This window comes from Streptomyces sp. NBRC 109706 (genome assembly GCF_000974485.1).
In the GTDB taxonomy this organism is placed as follows: Bacteria; Actinomycetota; Actinomycetes; order Streptomycetales; family Streptomycetaceae; genus Streptomyces.
The window spans coordinates 223,982-243,519 of the sequence record NZ_BBOM01000010.1 but is presented as its reverse complement, the minus strand read 5'-3'; the positions used below and the strand labels follow the sequence as shown (position 1 = coordinate 243,519).

Sequence of the window (19,538 nt, the reverse complement as noted above, 5' to 3'; positions counted from 1 at the left end):
AGGCAGCGACCCGCCGCCCCCACCCCCCGACTCGCCCGACCACGTCCGACAGGCCCGCGAGGCCGCCACCCGAGGCCAGTAGGCCCCCAGCCCTGGCAGCTGGCCCCAACCAGGGGAGCAGCACAGCGGATTCGAGACCCGCCCAGGGCACCAACCCCCAACCATCACCGCGCCCCTACCAGGAGACGACACCGTGACCATCCGCACCCTCACCGCCAACACCACCGGACCCATCACCATCGACGCCCACCTCCTCAACCACCCCGGCACCATCACCGTCCGCGCCACCCCCCAGTGCACGCGCGCCACCCTCACCATCCGCACCAGCAGCCGGTCGGGCCCGGCCGCCGACATCGTCCGCACGGCCACCCTCCGACAGGACGGCGCGAGGCTCATCGTCAGGGCCATCAACAACAGCCACGCCACCCGCCACCACGCACGGAACATCATCAACCCCGCCAGCAGCGGGGCGCCCACCATCCAGGCCGACACCATCAACGGCGCTATCCACCTCGGCGGCAGCCAGGCCACACTCACCGCCACCGCGCCCCAACAACCGGCGCCGATCACCATCGACGTCACCGTGCCCGAGAACAGCTCGGTCACCGCCCGCACCAACTCGGCGGACATCACCATCGCCGGGACGATCACAGACGCCACCGCCGCCACCCAGTCCGGCCACATCCACATCGAGCGGGCCGCCAACACCAGCGCGAAAACCCACCTCGGCAACATCACCCTCGGCCACACCCAAATCGCCGACGCCAACACCCGATCCGGCGACATCAACATCCTCAACGCGAGCGGCCACATCTGGGCCACCACCGAGTCCGGCGACATCGCCGCCCACGCCACCGCAGAGTGCGGCATCACCGCCGACACGAGGTCCGGCGACATCACCATCACCGCCACCGCACCGGCCATCGCCGCCCGCCTGTCTGTGCGCACCCGCACCAAGTCCGGCCGCGTCCGCATCCCGCAGCGATAAGCAGCCCCCATCCGCCATCCGCCCTAGGACCACGAGAGGCCCAGCCATGACCACGTACCACTACGTCAGCGACACCCACCCCGCCCGAGTCACCGGCGCCGACCGCTACCGGCTCCCGATCGTCGGCTACCTCACCCCCGCCCACCCCCGGTTCGACGAGATGACCGCCTTCCTCGCTGACGAGCACAAGCGGCCCGACGGCTACGGCCTCATCTTCCTGGAGTCGGAGGAACACTCCGCCCTCTACTTCGGCCCCATTGAGCAGGTGCAGCAGTACCAGGCTGAGAACGCCGACGGCACCGCGACCTTCGACCAGCGTCAGGGCCACATCTACGAGTTCTGGCCCGAAGGCTCCGGGTGGGCCGACTACATCCCCAACCTCACCTGGCACCCGGACGGCCGCGGCATCCTCACCACCCACCCCCACCCCGACGGGAACAGCCAGGTCATCGTCTACGAGTACCACGGCTCCCGGAGCCCCAACCGGCCCGATCAGCCGCTCGTCACCTACCACTGCACTCGCTGCCACGCCAACACCCTCCACGACATCGGGCACGTGCAGGCCAACACCGGCCCCAACGCCCGCAGGTGGGCCGGGAAGCAGGCCCGCCAACACGTCCTCAGCGCCCAACGCCACGGCGTCGGAACCCAGGCCAGCCTGTGCCGGCCCTCCGACCCGCAGATGAGCCGGATCGTCGCTCAGGTCGCCAGCGACATGTTCGGCCGGACCGTGCCCGAGACCAGTTGGGAATCCGGGTGCGCCACCAACGGGCCCTGCGCGGAGATCCGCCACCTCCGCGCCCACGCCGCCAACGCCACCGCTGGCTGACCCGCACCACTCCGCCCCATCGCCACAGTCAGGAGACCCCGCAGCCATGAACAGCCGCCGCCTCCGCGCCCATCTCCACATCGGACGCACACCCCGCCCCGCCGACCCGCATCCCTCGCCGGCCAGCACCACCCACCGCTACCTCACCGCCGCCGGCACCGCGCTCGGTGACCGCGACCACGTCGTGAACGTCACCGACGACCAGGCGTCCGACTCCGAATGGTCCTGCGCCGCCTGCCCGGCCAGCCGCCACCACATCTGGCACGAGAACGCTCACGGACAAGCCCAGGCCCACGCGGCTCAATGCACCGCGCTCCTCAACACCACGCGCCCCGCCACCGGCACCGAGCCCACCGGGCACGACCTCCTCTTGTTCGCCTGCCTGATCGCGGGCGCCATCGTGGCCCTCGCTCTCGTCCTCACCACCTCGTGAGCCTCCGCACCGTCGCCCTCATCGCGCTCATCGCACACGCCCTGGCACTCGCCATCTGGGCCACCACCGCACTCACCTAACCCGCCGCCAGGAGCAGCCCCATGCCTCTCGTCTACCAGTGCAACCAGTGCCCCTACATCGGGCCCCTGCGCACCGGCGACATTGAGCACGCCGACGCCCACGACGACATGTTCGCCCACCGCAACGCGGCCCACGACGGCCTCATCCCCATCGACCGGGACGGCATCCGGCACCCCAACCTGATCGAAAACGTCATCGTCGGGCACCCCACGGTCGCCGTCATCGCGGCCCTCATCATCGCCGCCAGCGCCATCGGGGCCTACCTCTCGCTCGAACTGATCGGCATCACCACCCTCGCCGCCTTCCTCCCCTGACCCGACCCCCGACTCCCACCCGAGAGAGGACCCACTGCCATGCAAGCCCAGGCCGCCCCCACCCCACCCCGGGAGCAGCCTCACCCCGCCACCCAGCCCCGCGAAGCCCTCCGGCCGCGCGTTGAGCTGAGCCGCGGCCAGTGGGCCCTCGTCGGCATCGTCATCGCCGGCGCCCTCGTCATCGCCGGCATCGGGTTCGTCGGCTCCTACCACGCCGTCGCCGAGCTGGCCGAGCGCAAGGGCTTCGGGTCGTTCGCGGCCTGGTTCCCCATCGGCCTCGACTTCGGCATCGGGATCTGCGTCGCCCTGGACCTCCTCCTCACGTGGCTGCGTATCCCCTTCCCCCTGCTGCGCCCCGCCGCATGGACGCTGACCGCCGCCACCGTAGTGTTCAACGCCTGGTCGGCCTACCCCGACATGCTGGCCATGGCCATGCACGCCACCACCCCATGCCTGTTCATCCTCGTCGCCGAGGCCGCCCGGCACGCCATCGCCCGCGCCGCCGACATCAACGCCGGAACCGCCACCGAATACCCACCCGGCCGCATGTGGCTCGTCGCCCCCATCGCCACCGCCCGCATCTGGCGCGCCCAGACCCGCCACGGCCTCACCACCTACCGCGAAGTGGTCGACCGCCGCCGCGACATGAAGGTCTACCGCGCCCGGATGCGGGAGGAGCACGGCCGGCTGTGGTGGCGCAGCGCGGAACGCGTCCTGCCACTGCGCATGGCCCGCTACGGTCTCCCCCTCGCCGAGGCCCTCGCCCTGCCTGACCAGGAGCGCGAGGAACGCGCCGAAGCAGCGCACCAGCAGAGCCTGCGCGCCATGCGCCGCACCAGCCAGCACACCAACCAGAAGCGCGACGTCGACGAGGAGCTGCGGCGCGCCGACGAGGCCGCCGAGAAGGAGCGGAAGCGCGCCGCCGAGGAAGAGGAAGCCCGCCGCGAGGAGGCGGAACGGCAGCGGCGCCTCGCCGACGAAGAGGAGGCCACCCGGCTCGCCGAACTGCGCGCCCGCCAGGCCGCCGCGGACGCCGACACCGAGGCTGCCCAGGCCCGCGCTCAGGCCGCAGCCGAGGAGGCACGCCGCATCGCCGAGGAACGCGCCCGCGCCGAGGCCGCCCGCCTCGCCGCCGAGCGGGAGCGTGAGGAACGCGCCGCCCGCCGGCAGGAGCAGATCGAAGACGCCCGCGCCCAGGCCGAGATCGAGCGCATCAACACCGAGCGGGAGGAAGCGAACCGTCGTGTGCTCGAAGCATCGCAACGCCGACCCGCAACGCCAGCCCGCAACACCGCGACACTGCAACGCCGCAACGGCACCCGCAACACCGCAACGCCGCCCGCAACACCAGGCATCGCAACACCCGGTGCACCCCGCAACACCGCAACTCCCGTGGCAGCAACGGTCGCAACACCCAACACCACCCCCCAAGACGTTGCAGCGCCTGAGCCCGCAACACCCAGCAGCCGCAACACCGCAACGGCCGACACGTCGCATCTGGAACAGGTCGTCGAGGAAGCCGCCCGCAACGTCGCAGCAGACAACGACCAGCCCCTCCTCACCGGCGCCCAGGTCGCCAAGCTCAAAGGCGTCTCTCCCGGCACCGTCCGCTCCTGGGTCAACCGAGGCCGCCTCACCCCCCGCAGCCGCGACGACAACGGCCACAACCTCTTCCACCCCGCCGACGTAGCCGAACTCGACTAAGGCCCCCGCCATGAACACCGAACCCACCTGCAACGCCGAGGACGACGGCCGGCCCTGCCACCGCAACGCCGTCGCACTCCGCCCCGTCCCGCTGTGCAACGCCCATCGCATCGAGATCGCCCTCACTCTCATCCCCGAGGTGTTGCGCGACCAACTCGCAACAGCGTTGCGCAACACCGCGACGCCCCCCGTGCGCAACGACCTCGTTGCAACAACCCGCACCGCAACGGTCGAGGACCTGTTGCACGGCGTCCACGACAGCGTCGTGTACTTCATCGCCAACGGCGGACGAGTCAAGATCGGCTACACCACCAACCTCAAGAACCGCCTCGGCTCCCTCGCTCTGCGTTCCGACGCCGTCCTATTGGCGTTGCACGGCGGCCCCGAACTGGAACGGGCGTTGCACCGCCATTTCGCGCAACACCGCAACGGCAACACCGAATGGTTCGACCTCGCCCCGAACATCACTCGGTACATCGCCACGCAACGCCCCGCCAAAAAGGAGCGCGTAGTCCGGCCGATCGAGACCGTGTCCGGCCGCCTGTCCGACACCGTCCGGACAGCGATCAGCATGGGCAAGACGCACCCGGATGACGTCGTGGCCTACGCCCGCACCGTCCACGGCCCGGACACCAACGAGGACTCCACCAGGCGCATCCTGCGCCGTCTCCTCCCCAAGGCCAGCTGATGTGGCCCCGCCGAACCCCACGCTCCTCTATGGGCCGTCCCGACCGAACCACCCGGCTCTCCAAGCGGCGAGCCGCCGCCGACGAGGACCAACAGCGCGCCGCCGAACGGTTCGGCGAACCCCTCCGCGGCCGGCAGAGGCGCCGAGGGAGATGGTGACCATGAGCCCCCTGACCTGGGCGTCTACCTGGTGGCGTGCCCGCTACCGGCCGGCCACCACCCCGGGGGAGGGGAGCCCCACCGTGCGGCTCCTCCTCCCCGGGCCCCAACAGCCCAGCCCTGTACACCTCACGCCCGAAACCGAACTCCCGCCCATCCCCGCAGAGTTCAAACAGCAGGCACCCGAACAAGCCCTCGCCCCGAGCACGAAACCGATGATCGACCCCGAACTCGCCATACGCGACCGACTCATAGCAGCCGACGCACACCCTTTTGGAGGCCCACGGTGAGCACCAACTCCGTCGACGATGTGCTCGCCAACATCGACGCCGTCCTCGATGGGACATCCGCCGCCGCCCCGGGATCCGAGGACAACGACACCAAGGACTACGCCGACCGGGCCGAGGACGGCATCAAGCGCAGCTCTGGGCAGAGCCGCGCACTGGTCCCGGACAACACCCTCCCGCCCCCTGAGGTCCCTGAGATCTCGCCCGAGCCCCGTGTCCGCCCCATGCGCGTCACCACGGCCGGCAGCCTCCCGCCCCCCGGCCAAACCATCGACCTCGGCAAGGAGCATCGCCCCACCCAGCCGAAGTCGGGCGGCGACGGCGCCAAGGACGACGGCCTGGAAGACGACCCTGAGGACGAGGGAGGCGACGACGAGCCGGCACGCCTCCGGCCCCCACGCAGCCCACGCGAGACCCCCCCGGAAGACGAGCCCGACAACCCACCCGCACCCCGCTCCGCCCCGGCTCAAGACGGGGAACGCGGCGCACTCGCCGCGCTGGTACCCAAGCGCCTCCAGCAGCCGTTCTGGAGGTGGCTGGCCTACAACGGGTCAGCCGCTGCGGCTGGCTCGTATATCGGCCTCACCAGCTACCTCAGCCTCCTGCCCCCGGCAGCGGAATGGGCCGCCGGCGGAGTTTTCGGCGCCGCAGGCGCCATCGCCTGCGGCTACGGCACGTGGTGGCTGGTGACCACGCCCATCATCTCCCGGTACCTGCACATCCTCGGGCAGATCGCCGCCATCCTCATCGCCGCCGAGGTCGGCCGCCAATCCGGCGAGCTGGCCGTCACCGCCATCGCCCCCTACGCCGCCCAGTACGCCGGCCTCACCTACCAGCAGACCGCGCTCCTCGTTGTCGCCGCCGGTATCTGCGGCCCCACCGGAGGGCTCGTGTGGCGCCTCCGCCACCAAGGCCCCCTCACCCGCTGGCTGGCCCGTATCCCCTTCGTCTCATCCGTCCTCGCCTGCGCCCTCTACGGGCCCGGCATCGCCTGACCTGGAAAGACCATGAACAGTCACCTCACCCACGCAGCGGAGTTCGCCGCCGAGGCCGCCCCGGGCGCCCAGGTCCTCGGCACCATCACAGCCTCCGGCGTCGCCCTCATCATCGGCACGCTGCTGCTCCTCGGGCTCCGCGGATCTGACACCATCCGGATCAACACCAAGCAGTCCGTCGGTGTCACCTCGATCATTTTCGGCATCGTCGCCCTCGCCGCCGGCGGCGCCTGGGCCGACATCGCCAACGGCATCCACTCCATCCCTTCCGGAGCCCTCGAAGGGGACGCGAGCGGCCGATTCGGCGACCCGGGCCCGGCCGCCGTATCGATCGTCCTCGCACTCCTGACATTCGGCCCCAAGTGGAAGCGGATGATCATCCCCGCGTTCCTTGGGATCGCCACAGCTGTCGCCGCCACCCGCTCCGGAGGCTACGGAACGATCCTCACCGACCTCATTCGCTCCACCATCCTCCGCCTCGCCGGAGCCGAGTGACGTGGCCCTCCGCAGCATCCGCAACGCCCTCGCCATCCCGTTCCAGGGCATCGGCGAGGCCGGCCGGGACCTCGCCGCTGGCTCCCGCATCATCCTCACTGCCCTCACCAGGGGCGCCATCTACGCCATCAGGTACGGCTGGAGAGCAGCCACCGGCACCAGCTACACGACCGACAGCGACGCCACAGGGGATGCCTCCGAGGGCGACAGCCAGGCATCCGAGAGCACGCCCAACCTCACCAAAGGCAAGACCCCCAAGGGTAAGAAGAGCACGAAGAAGAGGTCGGCGCCCTCGGCCGGTGACCGCCTGGAGACCATCGGCCTCGGATGCCTGACAGCCGCTATCGCACTCGCCGTCGCGGGAGGCACCGCGGCCACAGCCATCTCCATCGCCTGGCCCCACATCGCGCCTCACATGCCGCTGATCCTCATCGGCCTGGCCCTGGCGTGGTTCATCACCGCCCAATTCGTCGCGCCAGCACGGGACGACCACCCGGCCCCGGGCGAGGAGAGCCCGGCAGCCACCGGCCACGCCACCCACGATGATCATGAAAATGAGGCGGACACAGGGGAGCAGCCCAACCCCACAAACCTCACCCACCGCATATCCCGTCACGTCATCGCCGCCGTCGCCGACGCCGAAGGCGCCGGACTCAAGGGCGTCCACATCAACCAGCTCGTCAAGACGCTCAGCGACGAGGGCGAAGGCATCCATAACTTCCCCGACGTGACCTCACTCCGCGAGGTCCTAGAGGCATGCGGATTCCCCACCGACCGCAACGTCAAAATCCGCGGCGCCGGCCCCACATGGGGCGTGCGCGTCGACGCCCTCACCCACGCCCTCGGAGCCCCCCTCCGAGACGCCCTCACCCTCCTCGACCAACCCCCCACCCACACCCCCCAGCCAACCCCCGACCAACCCCACCCCGAGGACCCCACCAACACCCCACACCCGACCCCCGCCACAACCACCGAACCCACCCCACCCCAGCGCCACCTCACCGCCGTCCCCAACCACTCACCCGAGACCGCCGCGTGACCCGCCCCAGGCAGAGGTAGATCACCAGCTCAGACCCCATCTACCGCCCCCATCTACCGGCCCATCTACCCCCTATCTACCGGCCATCTCCCACCCCATCTACCGCCCCACGCGCCGAGCAACCCAGGCCCGGACAGCTCTCCTCACCGCCCCACCAGGGCGGTGAGGAGAGCCGGACCAACCCGAGAGCCGGCACCCCCACACCAACACCGCGAGGAGCCACCATGCCCAACAACCGGCATATCGTCGAGGTCGATCTCGACACCCCCGCCGGGACCCAGACCCGCCGTGCCGAGGTCATCGGCTCCGACAGCGTCGACCAAGCCATGGACGCCGTTGAGTTGGCCGCCGAAGCCGATGACGGCGTCACCGTCCGCGCCAGCCGAGGACGCCATGCCTGACAACGCCGCACCCTGCCCGTTCTGCGAGATCATCGCCGGCCGCGCACCCGCCGCAGTCGTCCGCGAATGGCCCGACACCATAGCCATCCTCCCCAGAGGCGGCGTCCACCCCGGACACGTCCTCGTCATCCCACGCCGCCACGTCGTCGACTACGCCGACGACCCCGATGTCACCGGCGCGAGCGCCCGTCGCGCCGCGCAACTCGGCAGGGCGCTCGGTGTGCAAAGCAACTTGATCACCAGCGCCGGCGAGGACGCCACGCAGACGGTGATGCATCTTCACTGGCACCTGATCCCGCGCGCCGCCCATGACGACATCACTCTGCCGTGGCCCAACCGCCGAGGCATCCGACACACCCAGGAGACCCTGTGAGCCCTCTGCCCGACCCCTGGCCCGTCACACCGAACCTGCGCATCATCTGGGCCCGCGAACCCCTCCCCGCCCCCGGGGCCAGCCCAACCGTGTTCATCGCCGGCCCCACCCCCCGCGCCGGCGACCCCGTCGACTCCTGGCGTCCCGAAGCCATCCGCGAGCTCTCCGCCCAGTGGCCGGACGACGGCCCCGAGTTGACCGTGCTGACCCCCGAGTCACGCGGCGGTATCAGGGCAGCCCACTACGACGATCAGGTTGAGTGGGAACACGCCGCCCGCGCCGACGCCGACGTGATCGTGTTCTGGATACCCCGCGACCTGCGCACCCTGCCCGGCATGACTACCAACGTCGAGTACGGCTACGACATCGCTTCCGGCCGCCGCGTCGTCCTCGGCTGCCCCCCGGACTGCCCCAACCCCGAACGCAACAGGTACCTGATCCACCTCGCTGGCCTCCACGGCGTACCGGTCCGGCACACCCTGCCCGACACGATCACCACCGCCATCAAGGCCATCAACCAGTACCAGCCGAGTGCCGCACATCACCCCCTGGCCGCCACTGACTGTGCAGACCAGACCCACTAACTCCCTGACCCTGAAACGCATAACACCCACCTACCTGGAGGCCCCTGTGACATCCCCAGCAGCCCGAGCTGGCGCCGTCTGGCTCGCGCTCAGCGCCAGCCACGACGCCGGCGACTACATCGTCCAGCTTGACCGCTGGGCAGACCCCAAGGGCGGCCGAAAGCGACGGCCCGTCACCTACGCGGACCCAGCTACCGGACGCACCATCGTCTGCGGCGCCCGCGAGGGCCGCGCCGCGTGCACCGCCCACGTCCTCAGCTACGTCGCCACCCAGGGAGCTGCGCTCTACGCCACCAACCGCGCCCTGCGCCTCGGCCTCACCCCACGCCGCGCCGCTCTCGCACTCACCATCAGCGGCGCCACGCACTACTGGATCGACCGTCACGCCGGACAATGGCAGGACCCGCCCGAGACGGCCCGCGGCCTCGTCCGCCTGTTCCACAAGGCTGGCAAGGGGGCCTGGCTCCAACGCGACCCGTCCGCCGGCGCCACCGTCGACCAGGCCCTGCACCGCATCGTGCTCGCCGCCGCCGCGGTCACCGCCGCCACACCCCGACGAGGCCGACATGTTCGGTAAGCGCCGCAAGCCCACCCCGATCCCCAAACCGACACACCCCCGACCCTCCGAGGCCGCAGCCCACAACCGTGACTGCGCCCAGTGCAAGAGCGCGCGCACGACCCACGACATGTGTCCCGAAGGACAGTTCCTCGCGCGCAGCGCGAAGCGATAACGCCCCGGGGCGGCCGACCACGGCTGCCACACCTCACCGGCCGCCCCGGGCCCCCACCCACCCGCAAACCGAGCAGGAGAGGAACCCGCATCATGCCACTGGAGAAGACGATCACCGTGGACGAGGTGCGCCGCCGCAACGAGCAGTCCCAGGCCGCGAGGAAGCGCGAGAAGCGCAACGCCCCCAACGCCGACTGACCGGCCACCACCCAGCGCCCCGCCCGGCACCAACCGGCGCGGGGCGCAATCGTCCGCGTTGCAGAGCAACACGAGACAATGCCGCCATGCCCTCTGCCGATACGCCCGCTCCCACCTATGACGTCGTGTCCCGCGCCGCAGACGCCCCACCGGGCGCCCGGTGGGGGCTCGATGACGTCAGCCTCACGCGAACTGAGGCCATCGCCCACATGATCATGCGCGCCATGCGATGGGACGAAGGCAACGCCGTGCTGCTCGTGCAACGTCTCCTTGAGGGGGCCGTCAACCCCGAGGAGCCCTACATGATCGAGTCCGCCGACGTCCTATGGGACGGCCCAGCCGGAGCCTGCGCCAGGATGTATTTCGCGATCGTGCAGGACGGGCAAACGCCCCCAGAGCCCTCGAGGCGATAGCCCATGGACACCGTGATGCTCGTCGAGTTCCTGCGCGCTCGCCTGGACGAGGACGAGGCGACTGCCCGTGCTGTACAGGATCGGAGCGCCCCGTTCGATGGCCAGTGGGAAGCAGACAGCAACACGGCCCTACGCACGGCCAACGGCCACGTCCTGGCTCACCTGCCGGACGGTCGCCCCTTCAAGCCCGGAGTCCTCAACCACCTCGCCCGCCACGACCCGGCCCGCGCTCTACAGCAGACCACAGCCCTGCGAGCTATCGCCAACGTCCACGGACGCATCGGAAGCCACGACTGGGAAGATTGGCTCAACAACGAGCCCGATGCCCGCAAGCGAGGATGCCTCGAATGCGGTCCCCACGCTGGCTACAACGGCAACCCAGAGGGCTGGTGCCAAACGATCCGACTCCTCGCCTCCGTCTGGTCCGGCCACCCCGACTACCAGCAGGAGTGGGCCCCGTGAGCCAGCATCCGGCGCCAGACACGCAGGCCGCCCACCTCAACCCTGGACTGATCGCCTACCTCCGGGCCCGATGGGATGAGGAGGCCCAGGCAGGCCCGACCGACTTCGAGCGCGACGCCATCGAGGGCAAGCGCGTGTGCGCCGCCGTCGCCGAGGCGCACCTCGCATACGACCCCACCACGCTGGACGCCATCGCCCACACCTACGTGCTCAGGGTGTTCGCGCGCCGCTACCAGGCCCGGCCTGACTTCGACCGGGCCTGGCTCGCCGACAGCCACAGCGGTAAGAACGACCCCACCAGCACCCCGGCCGACACGGCAGCAGTCGCCCACGGCATCCACCTCGGCAGCCCACCCGGCTCCCCACACCTCGCCCAACTCGACAACGCGCGCACTGTCGAACACCTCGAACGAGCCATCGCCCCCGAGCTGTTCAGCGACCCCGAACAAGTACAGGAACGTGAGGAACGCAGACGGCAAGAGCAGCCCACGCCGTTGGTCGAACACGTCGGATGCGCCAAGCTGTACTCGACAGACGAGTACAACCGCCTCCTTCCCGTGCCCCCCCGAGCTACGGCTTGAGGACGGCAGCTTCCAACTCGCCGCAGCAAGCGGCTGGCTCCCCGGCATCTACGCCAACCGAACGGCCGCGCTCACCGCATACGGGTACGTCCTCGGCGGCGAACACCCCGGTTACATCGACGACATCAGAGACCTGATCTACCGCAGGCAGCAGCGCCCGATCACCACAGCGGACATCGAGGCATACGCCCAGCGACAGCAGGAGCACACGTGATCGACATCCAGCCCGAGCACGACGACAACCTGGTGGCCTACTACTTCGTGGACTGGATACGCATCACCCCGCTCCAGCTCGACGGCGCTCCGCTCCACCAGCACGCCTGCGCCACCCCGGCATGGGCTCCAGGCAGCCTCACCATCCACCATGTCGAGGGGCACACCGGGGACCTGGTTGCAGTCCGCGCCCCGCTCCGCTGCCACGCCACCATCTCCATCCGGTCGGGTGGACCACCGCTCCCCATCGTGCCCAGCGGGCACGAGAGGGTCGCAGTTGAGACCTGGCACCACACGGATCAGCGCACTGTCCGCGCCTGCCTGCCCAACCTCACGCCGAGCACCCAACCCGGCCCAGGAGGCCGCATCATCACGGGATGGCTCGCCGACAACCCCAACTGGGGCCCAGCCCCAGAGGCCAACGGATACGAACCCATCGACACCGCCAGCGTCTCGGGCTCGCCGTGGCGAGTCGTCGTCACTGGCTGACGGGGACGCCGCACACCGGCAGTGGACGGGCGCAGGGACCAGCAAGGCCCCGCCCCAGGGGCTATCTCGGGACGTCTTGCGTGCGGCGGGGCGCATCATCGCGCTGGAGGAGCCGGTAGACCCCCTTGGGGTCCCGATACCCCAGTGCCCGGGTGATCTCCGAGACCGGTGTGCCAGTGTCGACGGCGGCCGAGATGATGCGCGGCAGCGCCAGCTCAACGGCGCGAGCGGCGACGACGATGTCCGCGATCTCATCCAACTGAAGTCCCGCTACGTCGTCGGCCAACTGCCGGCGCTCGTCTGCGGTGTGTGCGGCGCGGTAGCGGCGGGCGAGGCTGGTGGTGAGTGTGCTCGGCGTGGTGCCGGTGGCTGTCTCGTAGGCGGTGACGGCCTTCCGTACGGCGGTAGCGAGTTGGGCTGCCGCAGCAGCGTTGGCGGGCGTGTTGGTCATCAGGCGGCGTCCACGCCGGCGATGCGGTCGCCGGTCACGTACACCACGTCGTCGCCGGTGTCGATGCTGACGACCTTGCCGTTGGTTCCGAGGTAGGTGCCGCGCAGGCGCTCACCGTCCGGGCCGTACGCCTGGATCGTGATGACCTGGCCGGCGGTGGCGGCGGCGGTGGTGAGTTCCCTGATGGTGTCGATCATGGGGTGCATGGGGTGTCCTCCGTTGCGTGAAGCTCTGCGCTTGCCGTGAGAACAACACTACACGCCGCATTGGCATCTGTCCACATTTTCGTGGCGTGACGCCACTACTTTCCGTCTAGCTGCCGACAGGCTCACCGAGCACGAGCAGCGGCCAGCCGGCACCAGCACGCAACCGCACCAGGGCCTGCCTGATCCGCCCTGCCTGCGTCTCGGACACCCACCCGTCCAGCTCGCCCTCCGCCACCCACGCCACCGCGCCGATCTCCCCGGCGGCGTGCGCCGGCACCGTGACGGCCGCAGCCTCCTCGGCGGACAGCTGCGGGCCCCGGAACACCAGCGTCAGCCCCTCCGACAGCCACCGCGCCCCCGGCGGCACCGGCTCGCCCTGCGGCACGGCCACCGCAGGGCGGGCCGGCATCTGATCCACCACCAGGACCTCGGCGACCTCGGCGCGCAGCCCGGTCTCCTCCCACAGCTCCCGCGCCGCCCCCACGTGCGCCAGCTCGCCGGGCTCCACGCCTCCGGCGGGCAGACCCCACCGCGGCGGGTCCTCGTCCACGGTCTGCACGAGCAGCACCCGGCCCGCAGGATCGGTCACCACAACGGCCGCTGCGGCTCGCCGCCCGGCCGGCACCGCCGGCGTCTCGCTCACTGCGGGGGCTGTCTCGCGGGTGTGCACCATGCTGCTCCTCTGGTCGGGGCCTGCCAGCGCCCGCCCGGGCGCTGGCAGGCCCTCACCCTGGCGCGTCTCGCCACCAGGGCGGTAGCGACAACCGGCCAACATCCCCGCGAGGAGCGGTCAGACCGCCGCCCCTATCGGACTCCGCCGTCACCGTCCGCTGTCGGCAGCCGCAGCACCACCCGCCGATGCCCCTGCCGCGACTCCAACAGCCCAGCCCCTTCCAGCTCCGCCAGGGCGGACCGCACCGCCACCCGCGAGTAGCCGAATCGCTCACCCAGCTCGGCCTCGCTCGGGTACTCGCCCCCCAGCGTCAGCCCGTCCTCGGAGAACAGCGCCCGCATCCGCTCCACCAGCGGACGCCGATCCACCCCCCTAGCCACACGCCACCCTCGCCCCTGCATCGACACCACCACCCCCTCGGACTCCAACGCCTTGAGTGCTCGCGTCACGAGCCCTCGGGACACGCCGCCGCACTCGGCGCGCAGCGCGCTCACCGGCGGCAGCCACACCAGCTCCTCGTCCTCCTCGATCCGCCCACGAATCGCATCGGCGACCTGGAGATACGTCCCGCGCGGACTCAGACTCGACATGCTGCCTCCCTGGCTCAACCGCCCACTGTGCGGCCTCCAGCATGTCCGCACTCGTCTGCTGGACCAACTGCGATGGCGCGACCGCATCACAGGGGTGTCACACTGCGTCAAACGGCGCTCGCGTCCAGCGATCGGTGAGGCATTATCCTCTCGACACGCCCACTCACCCCCGGGGGGAACCTGACATGCCCAGCACCGTGAGTACACGCAGAGCCACGGCCACCGCGCTCGCCGCAGCGACCCTGCTCGCCCTCACTGGCTGCTCCAGCGACGACGCTGGCGACGCGCCGCCCGCCGGCCAGTCCGAGCAGGCCCAGGAGGGGCAGCCCACGGACAGCGAGGAGGCCCGCGACACCACGGCACTCGGTGACCTCGTCCCTGGAGACGCTCATGACTGGGGCGACGGCATCACCACCACCATCACCAGCGCCCACGAGATCGGACCCACCGACCTCCCCGAGGGCTACACCGTCGACGACGGCCTCACCGCGTTCTGGATCAACATGACCCTCGTTAACGACAGCGACGCACCCCTCGACCTCAGCGACATCGGGACCCGCGTCGAGGGAACCACCACCGGCGGCAGCGCAACCCCCGCATGGGTACCCGACGTCAGCGCCTCCCTCCAGGGCGAACTGGCCCCCGGCCATCAGATGGAGCACCGCGAGATCTACGCCATGGACCTAGACCGGTACGGGCGCGACATCGCCATCACCATCAACCGATGGCAGCTCGCCGAGCACGAGCCGCCCGTCTGGCGCGGCACTATCAACCCGCCCGCCTGAGGGCGATCCCACGTACACTGACCTGCGTCAACATGTTCCTGGTTGGCGGCTGTTGCAGTGCGATGCGTGTGGGTCGCCCTCGCTGCCCGGTGTGCACAGCGAGGGCGACCAGGGGGCACCACATCATCGACGTGCCCCCGGAGGTGTATTGCTCATGGCCGGAACCACCGCGATCGTCACCGCACTCCTGGGCGTCTGCGCTGTCGCTGGCGTCACCCTCATCACGTACATCGTCACCCGCGCCCGGGTAGAAACAGCGAAGATCCAAGCACGCGCCTCGCGTTGACATGAAGTGCTCGACCGGTCACACGATCTGGTGAATGTGGCCCCCCGTGCCCGCTCGCGCTGGCAGAATCCCTCCCGCCGACGACGGGACATGGGAGGGGCTTACCGTGGCGTTACTGCTGACACTGCTGGCCGCTGGCGCGGCATGGGTGTTCTGGCGCTGGACGGCCTACCCGGGCGCACCGTTCCGCGCAGACCTGGCAGACCTCCGTCAGCGACTACACCACAACCGCATGGCGCTCCGGAAGGCCGCCGTCAACGCACGCGGACAGAACTCAGTTGAGGTCGATGAGCAGGCCGCACGCCAGCCCTTCGAGCGGCAAGCCGCAGAGCTAGAGCCAGAGATCGAAGCGGCGCAGTTCCCAGGGAGCGGCCAAGAGGTGAATCGGCTCCTGCCTCTCGTCCTCCACGAACGGGTCCTTTTCCGCGTCCAGGAGGAACCACGGGTGGAGACCAGTACTGCGCCAGCCGACGCGCCTCCTGCCGTAGAGCCGGCGCTACCACCGAAGCCCGTCGAGATCCCTCTCCAGGGCATCACCCACGACATCACCCGAGTTCGAGGTGAGGAAGAGCTGGTGTTCCGCTGGCCGAATGGCGAGCACGAGTACTACTCGCTCCCGCTCCCTTTCGGTTCAGCCGAGGCGCGCACCGACTTCTTCAACGACCTGTACACCACGGCCAAAAGGCTGCCTGGCCGGCTCCAAGAGGACAAGCTCACCATCAAGTCGCTCCAGCAGCGCTTGGCCCAGGTCCAGCGGGACGCGGACGCAGCAGCCGCCGAGGCCCGCCAGCTACACAGCGAAGCAGCGGCGCAGTTGGCTGCACGGCACGCGGAACTCCTGGACGAGCGAGCCCAGTTGCACGCCGAGTGGAGGAAGCGGGTCGGGCGCGCGCCCCGCTGGTAGGCGCGCACCCGGACACGCTCACGCCTTGGCGGGCGCCATCGCCTCCAGCTCGGCGACCCAGCGGGCCATCTCCGGCCCAGGGGCCAGCTCGGCCGACCGCTGCCGGCACACGGCCGAGACCCGCTCCCACTCCTCGTGGTCAGTCAGCAGGCGGCGCAGGATCGCCACCCACTGCGCGAGGGCCCCCGCGCTGGTGTGGACGATGTTGGAGGGCACCGGCTGGGTCACGGCCCGCACCCCGCCCGGCCAGATCCCGGCCGCGCCCAGGCACTCCTGGAGGCCAGGGGTGGCGTTGGCCATCACGGGGATGCCGGAGCACAGGGCCTCGGCTGCGACCATGCCGTACGACTCGTACACCGAGGGGACGAGGAGCACGCGGGTGCGGGCCCACACGTCGTCGCGCATGTTGTTGGTCTGCGGGATGATCCGAACGTTCGGTGGGGCGCCGTGCACGATCTGCTGCCCGTGTCCCCCATGCACACCCAGGAACGGCTGGTGGGGGAAATGGCGAGCGAGCCTGTAGAACAGGTCGACGCCTTTGTGCCGGTTGAGGTTGATGAGGGTGACGTGGTTGCCCGGGGTGGTCGCGTGGTCGTCGGCCCGCACCGGTGGGTGGATCACGATGCTGCGGCCGGCCTGCTGGCCCCACATCGCCTTGATCCACTCCGTGTTGAACACCGTCAGGTCCGGGCGCAGTGCGAGGATCTGCCGGTTGAGGCCGAACGAGTTGTGCTGGATGAACACGGACTGCACGCCCAGCCGGCGCGCCTCCATGATGCCCTGGATGGCGTTCTGGTGGTGCGTCACGATCACGTCCGGCCGCAGCTGCCGCAGGAACCGCGTCGCCTCAGCCACCCCACGGCGGGAGTGCCCCGTCACGCCCTGGTACTCCCACGTTGGTGGGGCGTCGGGTAGGTCGGAGACGACAACGTGCGCCTCGTGCCCGGCCTCGGCCACGGACCGCATCATGGTGTGCAGCATCGTCTCGCTGCCGGCCATCCGGTGTGGTGCCGCGAAGTGCACCGACGCAACAACCCTCACAGTGCCACCCTGTCCACGTTGCGGAACTCTCCCTCGAACTCGTTCGGCTCGTCGCCACTCGCGCCGACGAACGTCTCTTCCTTCTCGATGTACATGTACGGCCCGCGGTACTGGTCATCGGCCGCCGTCACCGAGTAGGTGGTGCCGTCCGTCAGCTCGCGGGAGAACACGATCTGGTCGCCGCTGACCTCGATCGTGTACGTGCTCCAGAACCCGGCGGCGATCGGCGGGGTGTCGAGCGTCGCGAGGTAGGTGATGGTCTCGCCAGGCGCGCCCCATTTCGCGATCCCGATCTCCCCGGACTGGCGTTGGAACGCGCGGTACATGGTGACCTGCCCGTCCGGGTAGCCGGCCGGGTTCAGGTCCGGGTTGTCCTGCGGGTAGGCCAGCGTGCTCTCGTCGGTCAACGCCCCAAACAGCAGCGACATCTTGGCGCGGCCGGCTGAGTCCGGGGCGAGCGTGTTCCACCGGCAGTCGTAGGTGATGCGGTACGACGCCGGCGCCGGGGTGCCGTCGGACTCCCAGCCGCACAGCACGCTCGGCCGCCCGAGGCCGCCGCCGAACCCTGGCGGCAGGATCAGGCCCTGCCCCTCGGCCTTGGGTCGGCCACGGACCAGGCCGGCGTTGTCGATCACGCCGTGCTGGTCGGTGCGGTGCGTCAGCTGCCCGACCCCGGGGCGGCGCAGCCCTATCGGGTCGTACTCGCCCACGTAGCTGGGGGCGCCGCGCCCGGCTCGGTAGTACACCGGGTCCAGGCCCATCACGCCGCGCACTCCCAGCGCCTGTTCGCGGGGGCGCTGCTCGTGGCGGGAGTTGCCCATGAGGATGACGCTCAGCCCTGCGTCCACGTAGGCCGAGATCACCGCGTCCGTGTAGTGGTCGGACAGGATGATCCAGCCGATGCCGGCCGCGGTGAGATCGGCGGGCGGGTACGGCAGGGTGTCCACGCCCCACGTCGCGGGCGGGTTCTGCCCGTCCGGCATCATGATCGGCGTGATGCCGGCGTTGAGGACCGTGGTGGCGTTGGGGATCTCGGCCACGGCGATCATCACGGAGTCCTGCGTGCAGGTCTGCATCGCGGCGCGGATCGCGCCCTGCACGTGGTGCGCCTCCGAACCAACGGTGGCCCCGGACGGCACGCACGCCATCACCGCGATCGCCCGGCCGTTGATGGTGCGCAGGAAATCCTCGGCCAACGGCTGGTGGTAGCGCTGGGCGAGCCACCCGTACCAGCCTCCGCCCCGGTCAGATCGGCTCGTCGGAGTATGGGAGACCGGATCGTCTACGTTGCCGGCGTAGTTGTAGGCGGTCTTGACTGTGGCGGAGTTGAGGAGGGCGATCGGGGTGTCGACGTAGATGCTGGAGCGGCGGGTCACCATCTCCATCGCCCAGTAGTCCGACACCACGCCGACCCCGTCAGCGGTGGTGCCGACGATGTAGTGGATCAGGTCGATCCGGTTGGCCAGGCAGTACTCCAGCCCGTACGGCGAGCTGTAGGGGTTGTGGAGGCCGGCCAACGCTTTGGCACCGATCAGGTCGGCCTCGGGCAGTGAGTCGACCGTCACCCGGCACTCATCAGGGGAAGGTTCGCCGCCCTCCAGGTTCTTCAGCCCGCCGTCGGTCCCGAAGTGCAGCGTGTTGCCCGCATCGCGGGACAGGAACGCCTGGATGGCGCCGGTGCCCTCGTCCCGCACGAGCCCGGGTCCCAGGTGCACACAGTCCGTGATCGCCTGACACGGATCGGCCCCGGGCGGCCCGATCCCCACCTGGTAGTCCACCGGCCGTACCCCGGATCGGTTCACGTAGATCGGGGCGATACCCGACACCGTGACCTGCCCGCCGCCGCACCCACACGGCACACCCATCAGCCGTCTCCCTCCATGCTCTCCAGCCGCTCCCGGCCGTCCTCGCCCACGGTGAGCCGCATACGGCGGCCCTTGATCGTCAGCCACATCACGCTCGACAGACCGGCCTGTGGCCGGGAGCCGCGTCCCATCGCCCGCACCGCGTACCCAGCCGCGCGCTGCGGGTCCTGCGCCGATCGCTGCCCCGGCACCAAACTCCCGCTCATCGGCGCCTTCCTTCGTGGATACCCCGGCCTTCAGGTCGGGGAGGAAACGAAGCTCCTGCGGAGCAGGGCAGGGAAA

General features: G+C 70.2%; 27 protein-coding genes. 20 read left to right on the top strand and 7 right to left on the bottom strand.

Translation table 11 applies throughout. The features are described from left to right. Positions 1 to 193: 193 nt before the first annotated feature. The 17 genes from AOM46_RS23390 to AOM46_RS23315 all read left to right on the top strand — a co-directional run bounded on the left by AOM46_RS23390 (position 194) and on the right by AOM46_RS23315 (position 12,455). On the top strand, positions 194 to 988 hold the full coding sequence (locus AOM46_RS23390; protein WP_062214651.1) for a DUF4097 family beta strand repeat-containing protein: 795 nt from the start codon (positions 194 to 196) through the stop codon (positions 986 to 988). A gap of 46 nt (positions 989 to 1,034) precedes the next feature. Further along, a complete protein-coding gene (locus AOM46_RS23385) occupies positions 1,035 to 1,817 on the top strand; it encodes a hypothetical protein (RefSeq protein ID WP_062214649.1) in 783 nt (260 codons plus the stop codon). Positions 1,818 to 1,863: 46 nt separating this feature from the next. Beyond that, entirely contained in the window at positions 1,864 to 2,250 is a 387-nt protein-coding gene (locus tag AOM46_RS23380; protein WP_062214647.1) for a hypothetical protein, read from the top strand. 101 nt (positions 2,251 to 2,351) lie between these two features. Beyond that, positions 2,352 to 2,645, top strand: coding sequence for a hypothetical protein (locus AOM46_RS23375; protein WP_062214646.1), 294 nt, complete (start codon positions 2,352 to 2,354; stop codon positions 2,643 to 2,645). A 39-nt stretch (positions 2,646 to 2,684) separates the two neighbouring features. Then, the gene (locus AOM46_RS23370) at positions 2,685 to 4,349 is read left to right on the top strand and encodes a DUF2637 domain-containing protein (protein WP_062214644.1); all 1,665 of its coding nucleotides are present in this window, start codon (positions 2,685 to 2,687) and stop codon (positions 4,347 to 4,349) included. A 10-nt stretch (positions 4,350 to 4,359) separates the two neighbouring features. Next, complete coding sequence (locus tag AOM46_RS23365; protein WP_062214642.1) at positions 4,360 to 5,037, top strand: GIY-YIG nuclease family protein; 678 nt, start codon at positions 4,360 to 4,362, stop codon at positions 5,035 to 5,037. A gap of 444 nt (positions 5,038 to 5,481) precedes the next feature. Continuing rightward, positions 5,482 to 6,477, top strand: coding sequence for a hypothetical protein (locus AOM46_RS23360; RefSeq protein WP_062214640.1), 996 nt, complete (start codon positions 5,482 to 5,484; stop codon positions 6,475 to 6,477). A gap of 12 nt (positions 6,478 to 6,489) precedes the next feature. Continuing rightward, on the top strand, positions 6,490 to 6,972 hold the full coding sequence (locus AOM46_RS23355; protein WP_062214638.1) for a hypothetical protein: 483 nt from the start codon (positions 6,490 to 6,492) through the stop codon (positions 6,970 to 6,972). 1 nt (position 6,973) lies between these two features. Continuing rightward, positions 6,974 to 8,011 carry a hypothetical protein gene (locus tag AOM46_RS23350; RefSeq protein ID WP_062214636.1) on the top strand — a complete coding sequence of 346 codons (1,038 nt, stop codon included), beginning with the start codon at positions 6,974 to 6,976 and terminating at the stop codon, positions 8,009 to 8,011. A 224-nt stretch (positions 8,012 to 8,235) separates the two neighbouring features. Further along, positions 8,236 to 8,412, top strand: coding sequence for a hypothetical protein (locus AOM46_RS34190; protein WP_158920579.1), 177 nt, complete (start codon positions 8,236 to 8,238; stop codon positions 8,410 to 8,412). Next, on the top strand, positions 8,405 to 8,785 hold the full coding sequence (locus tag AOM46_RS23345; protein WP_062214635.1) for an HIT family protein: 381 nt from the start codon (positions 8,405 to 8,407) through the stop codon (positions 8,783 to 8,785). Before AOM46_RS34190 ends, AOM46_RS23345 begins: the two co-directional genes overlap by 8 nt. Then, on the top strand, positions 8,782 to 9,369 hold the full coding sequence (locus tag AOM46_RS23340) for a nucleoside 2-deoxyribosyltransferase domain-containing protein (RefSeq protein ID WP_067226512.1): 588 nt from the start codon (positions 8,782 to 8,784) through the stop codon (positions 9,367 to 9,369). Before AOM46_RS23345 ends, AOM46_RS23340 begins: the two co-directional genes overlap by 4 nt. Positions 9,370 to 9,415: 46 nt before the next feature. After that, positions 9,416 to 9,946: a hypothetical protein gene (locus AOM46_RS23335; protein WP_067226509.1), complete on the top strand. Its 531-nt coding sequence runs from the start codon at positions 9,416 to 9,418 to the stop codon at positions 9,944 to 9,946. Positions 9,947 to 10,383: 437 nt separating this feature from the next. Next, positions 10,384 to 10,710 carry a hypothetical protein gene (locus AOM46_RS23330; protein WP_062214633.1) on the top strand — a complete coding sequence of 109 codons (327 nt, stop codon included), beginning with the start codon at positions 10,384 to 10,386 and terminating at the stop codon, positions 10,708 to 10,710. Positions 10,711 to 10,713: 3 nt separating this feature from the next. Beyond that, a complete protein-coding gene (locus AOM46_RS23325; RefSeq protein WP_062214632.1) occupies positions 10,714 to 11,172 on the top strand; it encodes a DUF6221 family protein in 459 nt (152 codons plus the stop codon). Continuing rightward, positions 11,169 to 11,753: a hypothetical protein gene (locus AOM46_RS23320; protein ID WP_062214631.1), complete on the top strand. Its 585-nt coding sequence runs from the start codon at positions 11,169 to 11,171 to the stop codon at positions 11,751 to 11,753. The genes AOM46_RS23325 and AOM46_RS23320 overlap by 4 nt, the downstream gene beginning before the upstream one ends. 210 nt (positions 11,754 to 11,963) lie before the next feature. After that, the gene (locus AOM46_RS23315) at positions 11,964 to 12,455 is read left to right on the top strand and encodes a hypothetical protein (protein WP_062214629.1); all 492 of its coding nucleotides are present in this window, start codon (positions 11,964 to 11,966) and stop codon (positions 12,453 to 12,455) included. A 61-nt stretch (positions 12,456 to 12,516) separates the two neighbouring features. Here the strand turns inward: AOM46_RS23315 and AOM46_RS23310 are convergent, their stop codons facing one another. The 4 genes from AOM46_RS23310 to AOM46_RS23295 form a co-directional block, all read right to left on the bottom strand. Beyond that, entirely contained in the window at positions 12,517 to 12,906 is a 390-nt protein-coding gene (locus AOM46_RS23310; protein WP_062214628.1) for a hypothetical protein, read from the bottom strand. Further along, positions 12,906 to 13,112: a hypothetical protein gene (locus AOM46_RS23305; RefSeq protein WP_062214627.1), complete on the bottom strand. Its 207-nt coding sequence runs from the start codon at positions 13,110 to 13,112 to the stop codon at positions 12,906 to 12,908. Before AOM46_RS23305 ends, AOM46_RS23310 begins: the two co-directional genes overlap by 1 nt. A gap of 106 nt (positions 13,113 to 13,218) precedes the next feature. Then, positions 13,219 to 13,785, bottom strand: a complete 567-nt coding sequence (locus AOM46_RS23300) for an NUDIX domain-containing protein (protein WP_158920577.1) — start codon at positions 13,783 to 13,785, stop codon at positions 13,219 to 13,221. 131 nt (positions 13,786 to 13,916) lie between these two features. After that, entirely contained in the window at positions 13,917 to 14,375 is a 459-nt protein-coding gene (locus AOM46_RS23295) for a GntR family transcriptional regulator (protein ID WP_062214623.1), read from the bottom strand. Positions 14,376 to 14,572: 197 nt separating this feature from the next. Here AOM46_RS23295 and AOM46_RS23290 point away from each other — a divergent pair, with 197 nt between their 5' ends. The 3 genes from AOM46_RS23290 to AOM46_RS23285 all read left to right on the top strand — a co-directional run bounded on the left by AOM46_RS23290 (position 14,573) and on the right by AOM46_RS23285 (position 16,350). Further along, a complete protein-coding gene (locus tag AOM46_RS23290; RefSeq protein ID WP_158920574.1) occupies positions 14,573 to 15,160 on the top strand; it encodes a hypothetical protein in 588 nt (195 codons plus the stop codon). Positions 15,161 to 15,314: 154 nt separating this feature from the next. Then, positions 15,315 to 15,446: a hypothetical protein gene (locus AOM46_RS35880; RefSeq protein WP_267887822.1), complete on the top strand. Its 132-nt coding sequence runs from the start codon at positions 15,315 to 15,317 to the stop codon at positions 15,444 to 15,446. 106 nt (positions 15,447 to 15,552) lie between these two features. Then, the gene (locus tag AOM46_RS23285; RefSeq protein WP_062214618.1) at positions 15,553 to 16,350 is read left to right on the top strand and encodes a hypothetical protein; all 798 of its coding nucleotides are present in this window, start codon (positions 15,553 to 15,555) and stop codon (positions 16,348 to 16,350) included. 18 nt (positions 16,351 to 16,368) lie between these two features. Here AOM46_RS23285 and AOM46_RS23280 read toward each other — a convergent pair whose 3' ends face one another. Genes AOM46_RS23280 through AOM46_RS34185 form a run of 3 tightly spaced genes read right to left on the bottom strand, consistent with a single transcriptional unit; the run spans position 16,369 to position 19,462 of the window. Then, complete coding sequence (locus AOM46_RS23280) at positions 16,369 to 17,391, bottom strand: glycosyltransferase (protein WP_062214616.1); 1,023 nt, start codon at positions 17,389 to 17,391, stop codon at positions 16,369 to 16,371. Further along, complete coding sequence (locus AOM46_RS23275; protein WP_062214614.1) at positions 17,388 to 19,256, bottom strand: hypothetical protein; 1,869 nt, start codon at positions 19,254 to 19,256, stop codon at positions 17,388 to 17,390. Before AOM46_RS23275 ends, AOM46_RS23280 begins: the two co-directional genes overlap by 4 nt. Continuing rightward, positions 19,256 to 19,462: a hypothetical protein gene (locus AOM46_RS34185; protein WP_062214612.1), complete on the bottom strand. Its 207-nt coding sequence runs from the start codon at positions 19,460 to 19,462 to the stop codon at positions 19,256 to 19,258. Before AOM46_RS34185 ends, AOM46_RS23275 begins: the two co-directional genes overlap by 1 nt. Positions 19,463 to 19,538: the final 76 nt, after the last annotated feature.

Bases quoted from the DNA above. Each gene is read 5' to 3' on its own strand.
- AOM46_RS23385 (WP_062214649.1), top strand. From the start codon at position 1,035: ATGACCACGTACCACTACGTCAGCGACACCCACCCCGCCCGAGTCACC.
- AOM46_RS23380 (WP_062214647.1), top strand. From the start codon at position 1,864: ATGAACAGCCGCCGCCTCCGCGCCCATCTCCACATCGGACGCACACCC.
- AOM46_RS23375 (WP_062214646.1), top strand. From the start codon at position 2,352: ATGCCTCTCGTCTACCAGTGCAACCAGTGCCCCTACATCGGGCCCCTG.
- AOM46_RS23370 (WP_062214644.1), top strand. From the start codon at position 2,685: ATGCAAGCCCAGGCCGCCCCCACCCCACCCCGGGAGCAGCCTCACCCC.
- AOM46_RS23365 (WP_062214642.1), top strand. From the start codon at position 4,360: ATGAACACCGAACCCACCTGCAACGCCGAGGACGACGGCCGGCCCTGC.
- AOM46_RS23355 (WP_062214638.1), top strand. From the start codon at position 6,490: ATGAACAGTCACCTCACCCACGCAGCGGAGTTCGCCGCCGAGGCCGCC.
- AOM46_RS34190 (WP_158920579.1), top strand. From the start codon at position 8,236: ATGCCCAACAACCGGCATATCGTCGAGGTCGATCTCGACACCCCCGCC.
- AOM46_RS23345 (WP_062214635.1), top strand. From the start codon at position 8,405: ATGCCTGACAACGCCGCACCCTGCCCGTTCTGCGAGATCATCGCCGGC.
- AOM46_RS23330 (WP_062214633.1), top strand. From the start codon at position 10,384: ATGCCCTCTGCCGATACGCCCGCTCCCACCTATGACGTCGTGTCCCGC.
- AOM46_RS23325 (WP_062214632.1), top strand. From the start codon at position 10,714: ATGGACACCGTGATGCTCGTCGAGTTCCTGCGCGCTCGCCTGGACGAG.
- AOM46_RS23310 (WP_062214628.1), bottom strand. From the start codon at position 12,906: ATGACCAACACGCCCGCCAACGCTGCTGCGGCAGCCCAACTCGCTACC.
- AOM46_RS23305 (WP_062214627.1), bottom strand. From the start codon at position 13,112: ATGCACCCCATGATCGACACCATCAGGGAACTCACCACCGCCGCCGCC.
- AOM46_RS23300 (WP_158920577.1), bottom strand. From the start codon at position 13,785: ATGGTGCACACCCGCGAGACAGCCCCCGCAGTGAGCGAGACGCCGGCG.
- AOM46_RS23295 (WP_062214623.1), bottom strand. From the start codon at position 14,375: ATGTCGAGTCTGAGTCCGCGCGGGACGTATCTCCAGGTCGCCGATGCG.
- AOM46_RS35880 (WP_267887822.1), top strand. From the start codon at position 15,315: ATGGCCGGAACCACCGCGATCGTCACCGCACTCCTGGGCGTCTGCGCT.
- AOM46_RS23275 (WP_062214614.1), bottom strand. From the start codon at position 19,256: ATGGGTGTGCCGTGTGGGTGCGGCGGCGGGCAGGTCACGGTGTCGGGT.
- AOM46_RS34185 (WP_062214612.1), bottom strand. From the start codon at position 19,462: ATGAGCGGGAGTTTGGTGCCGGGGCAGCGATCGGCGCAGGACCCGCAG.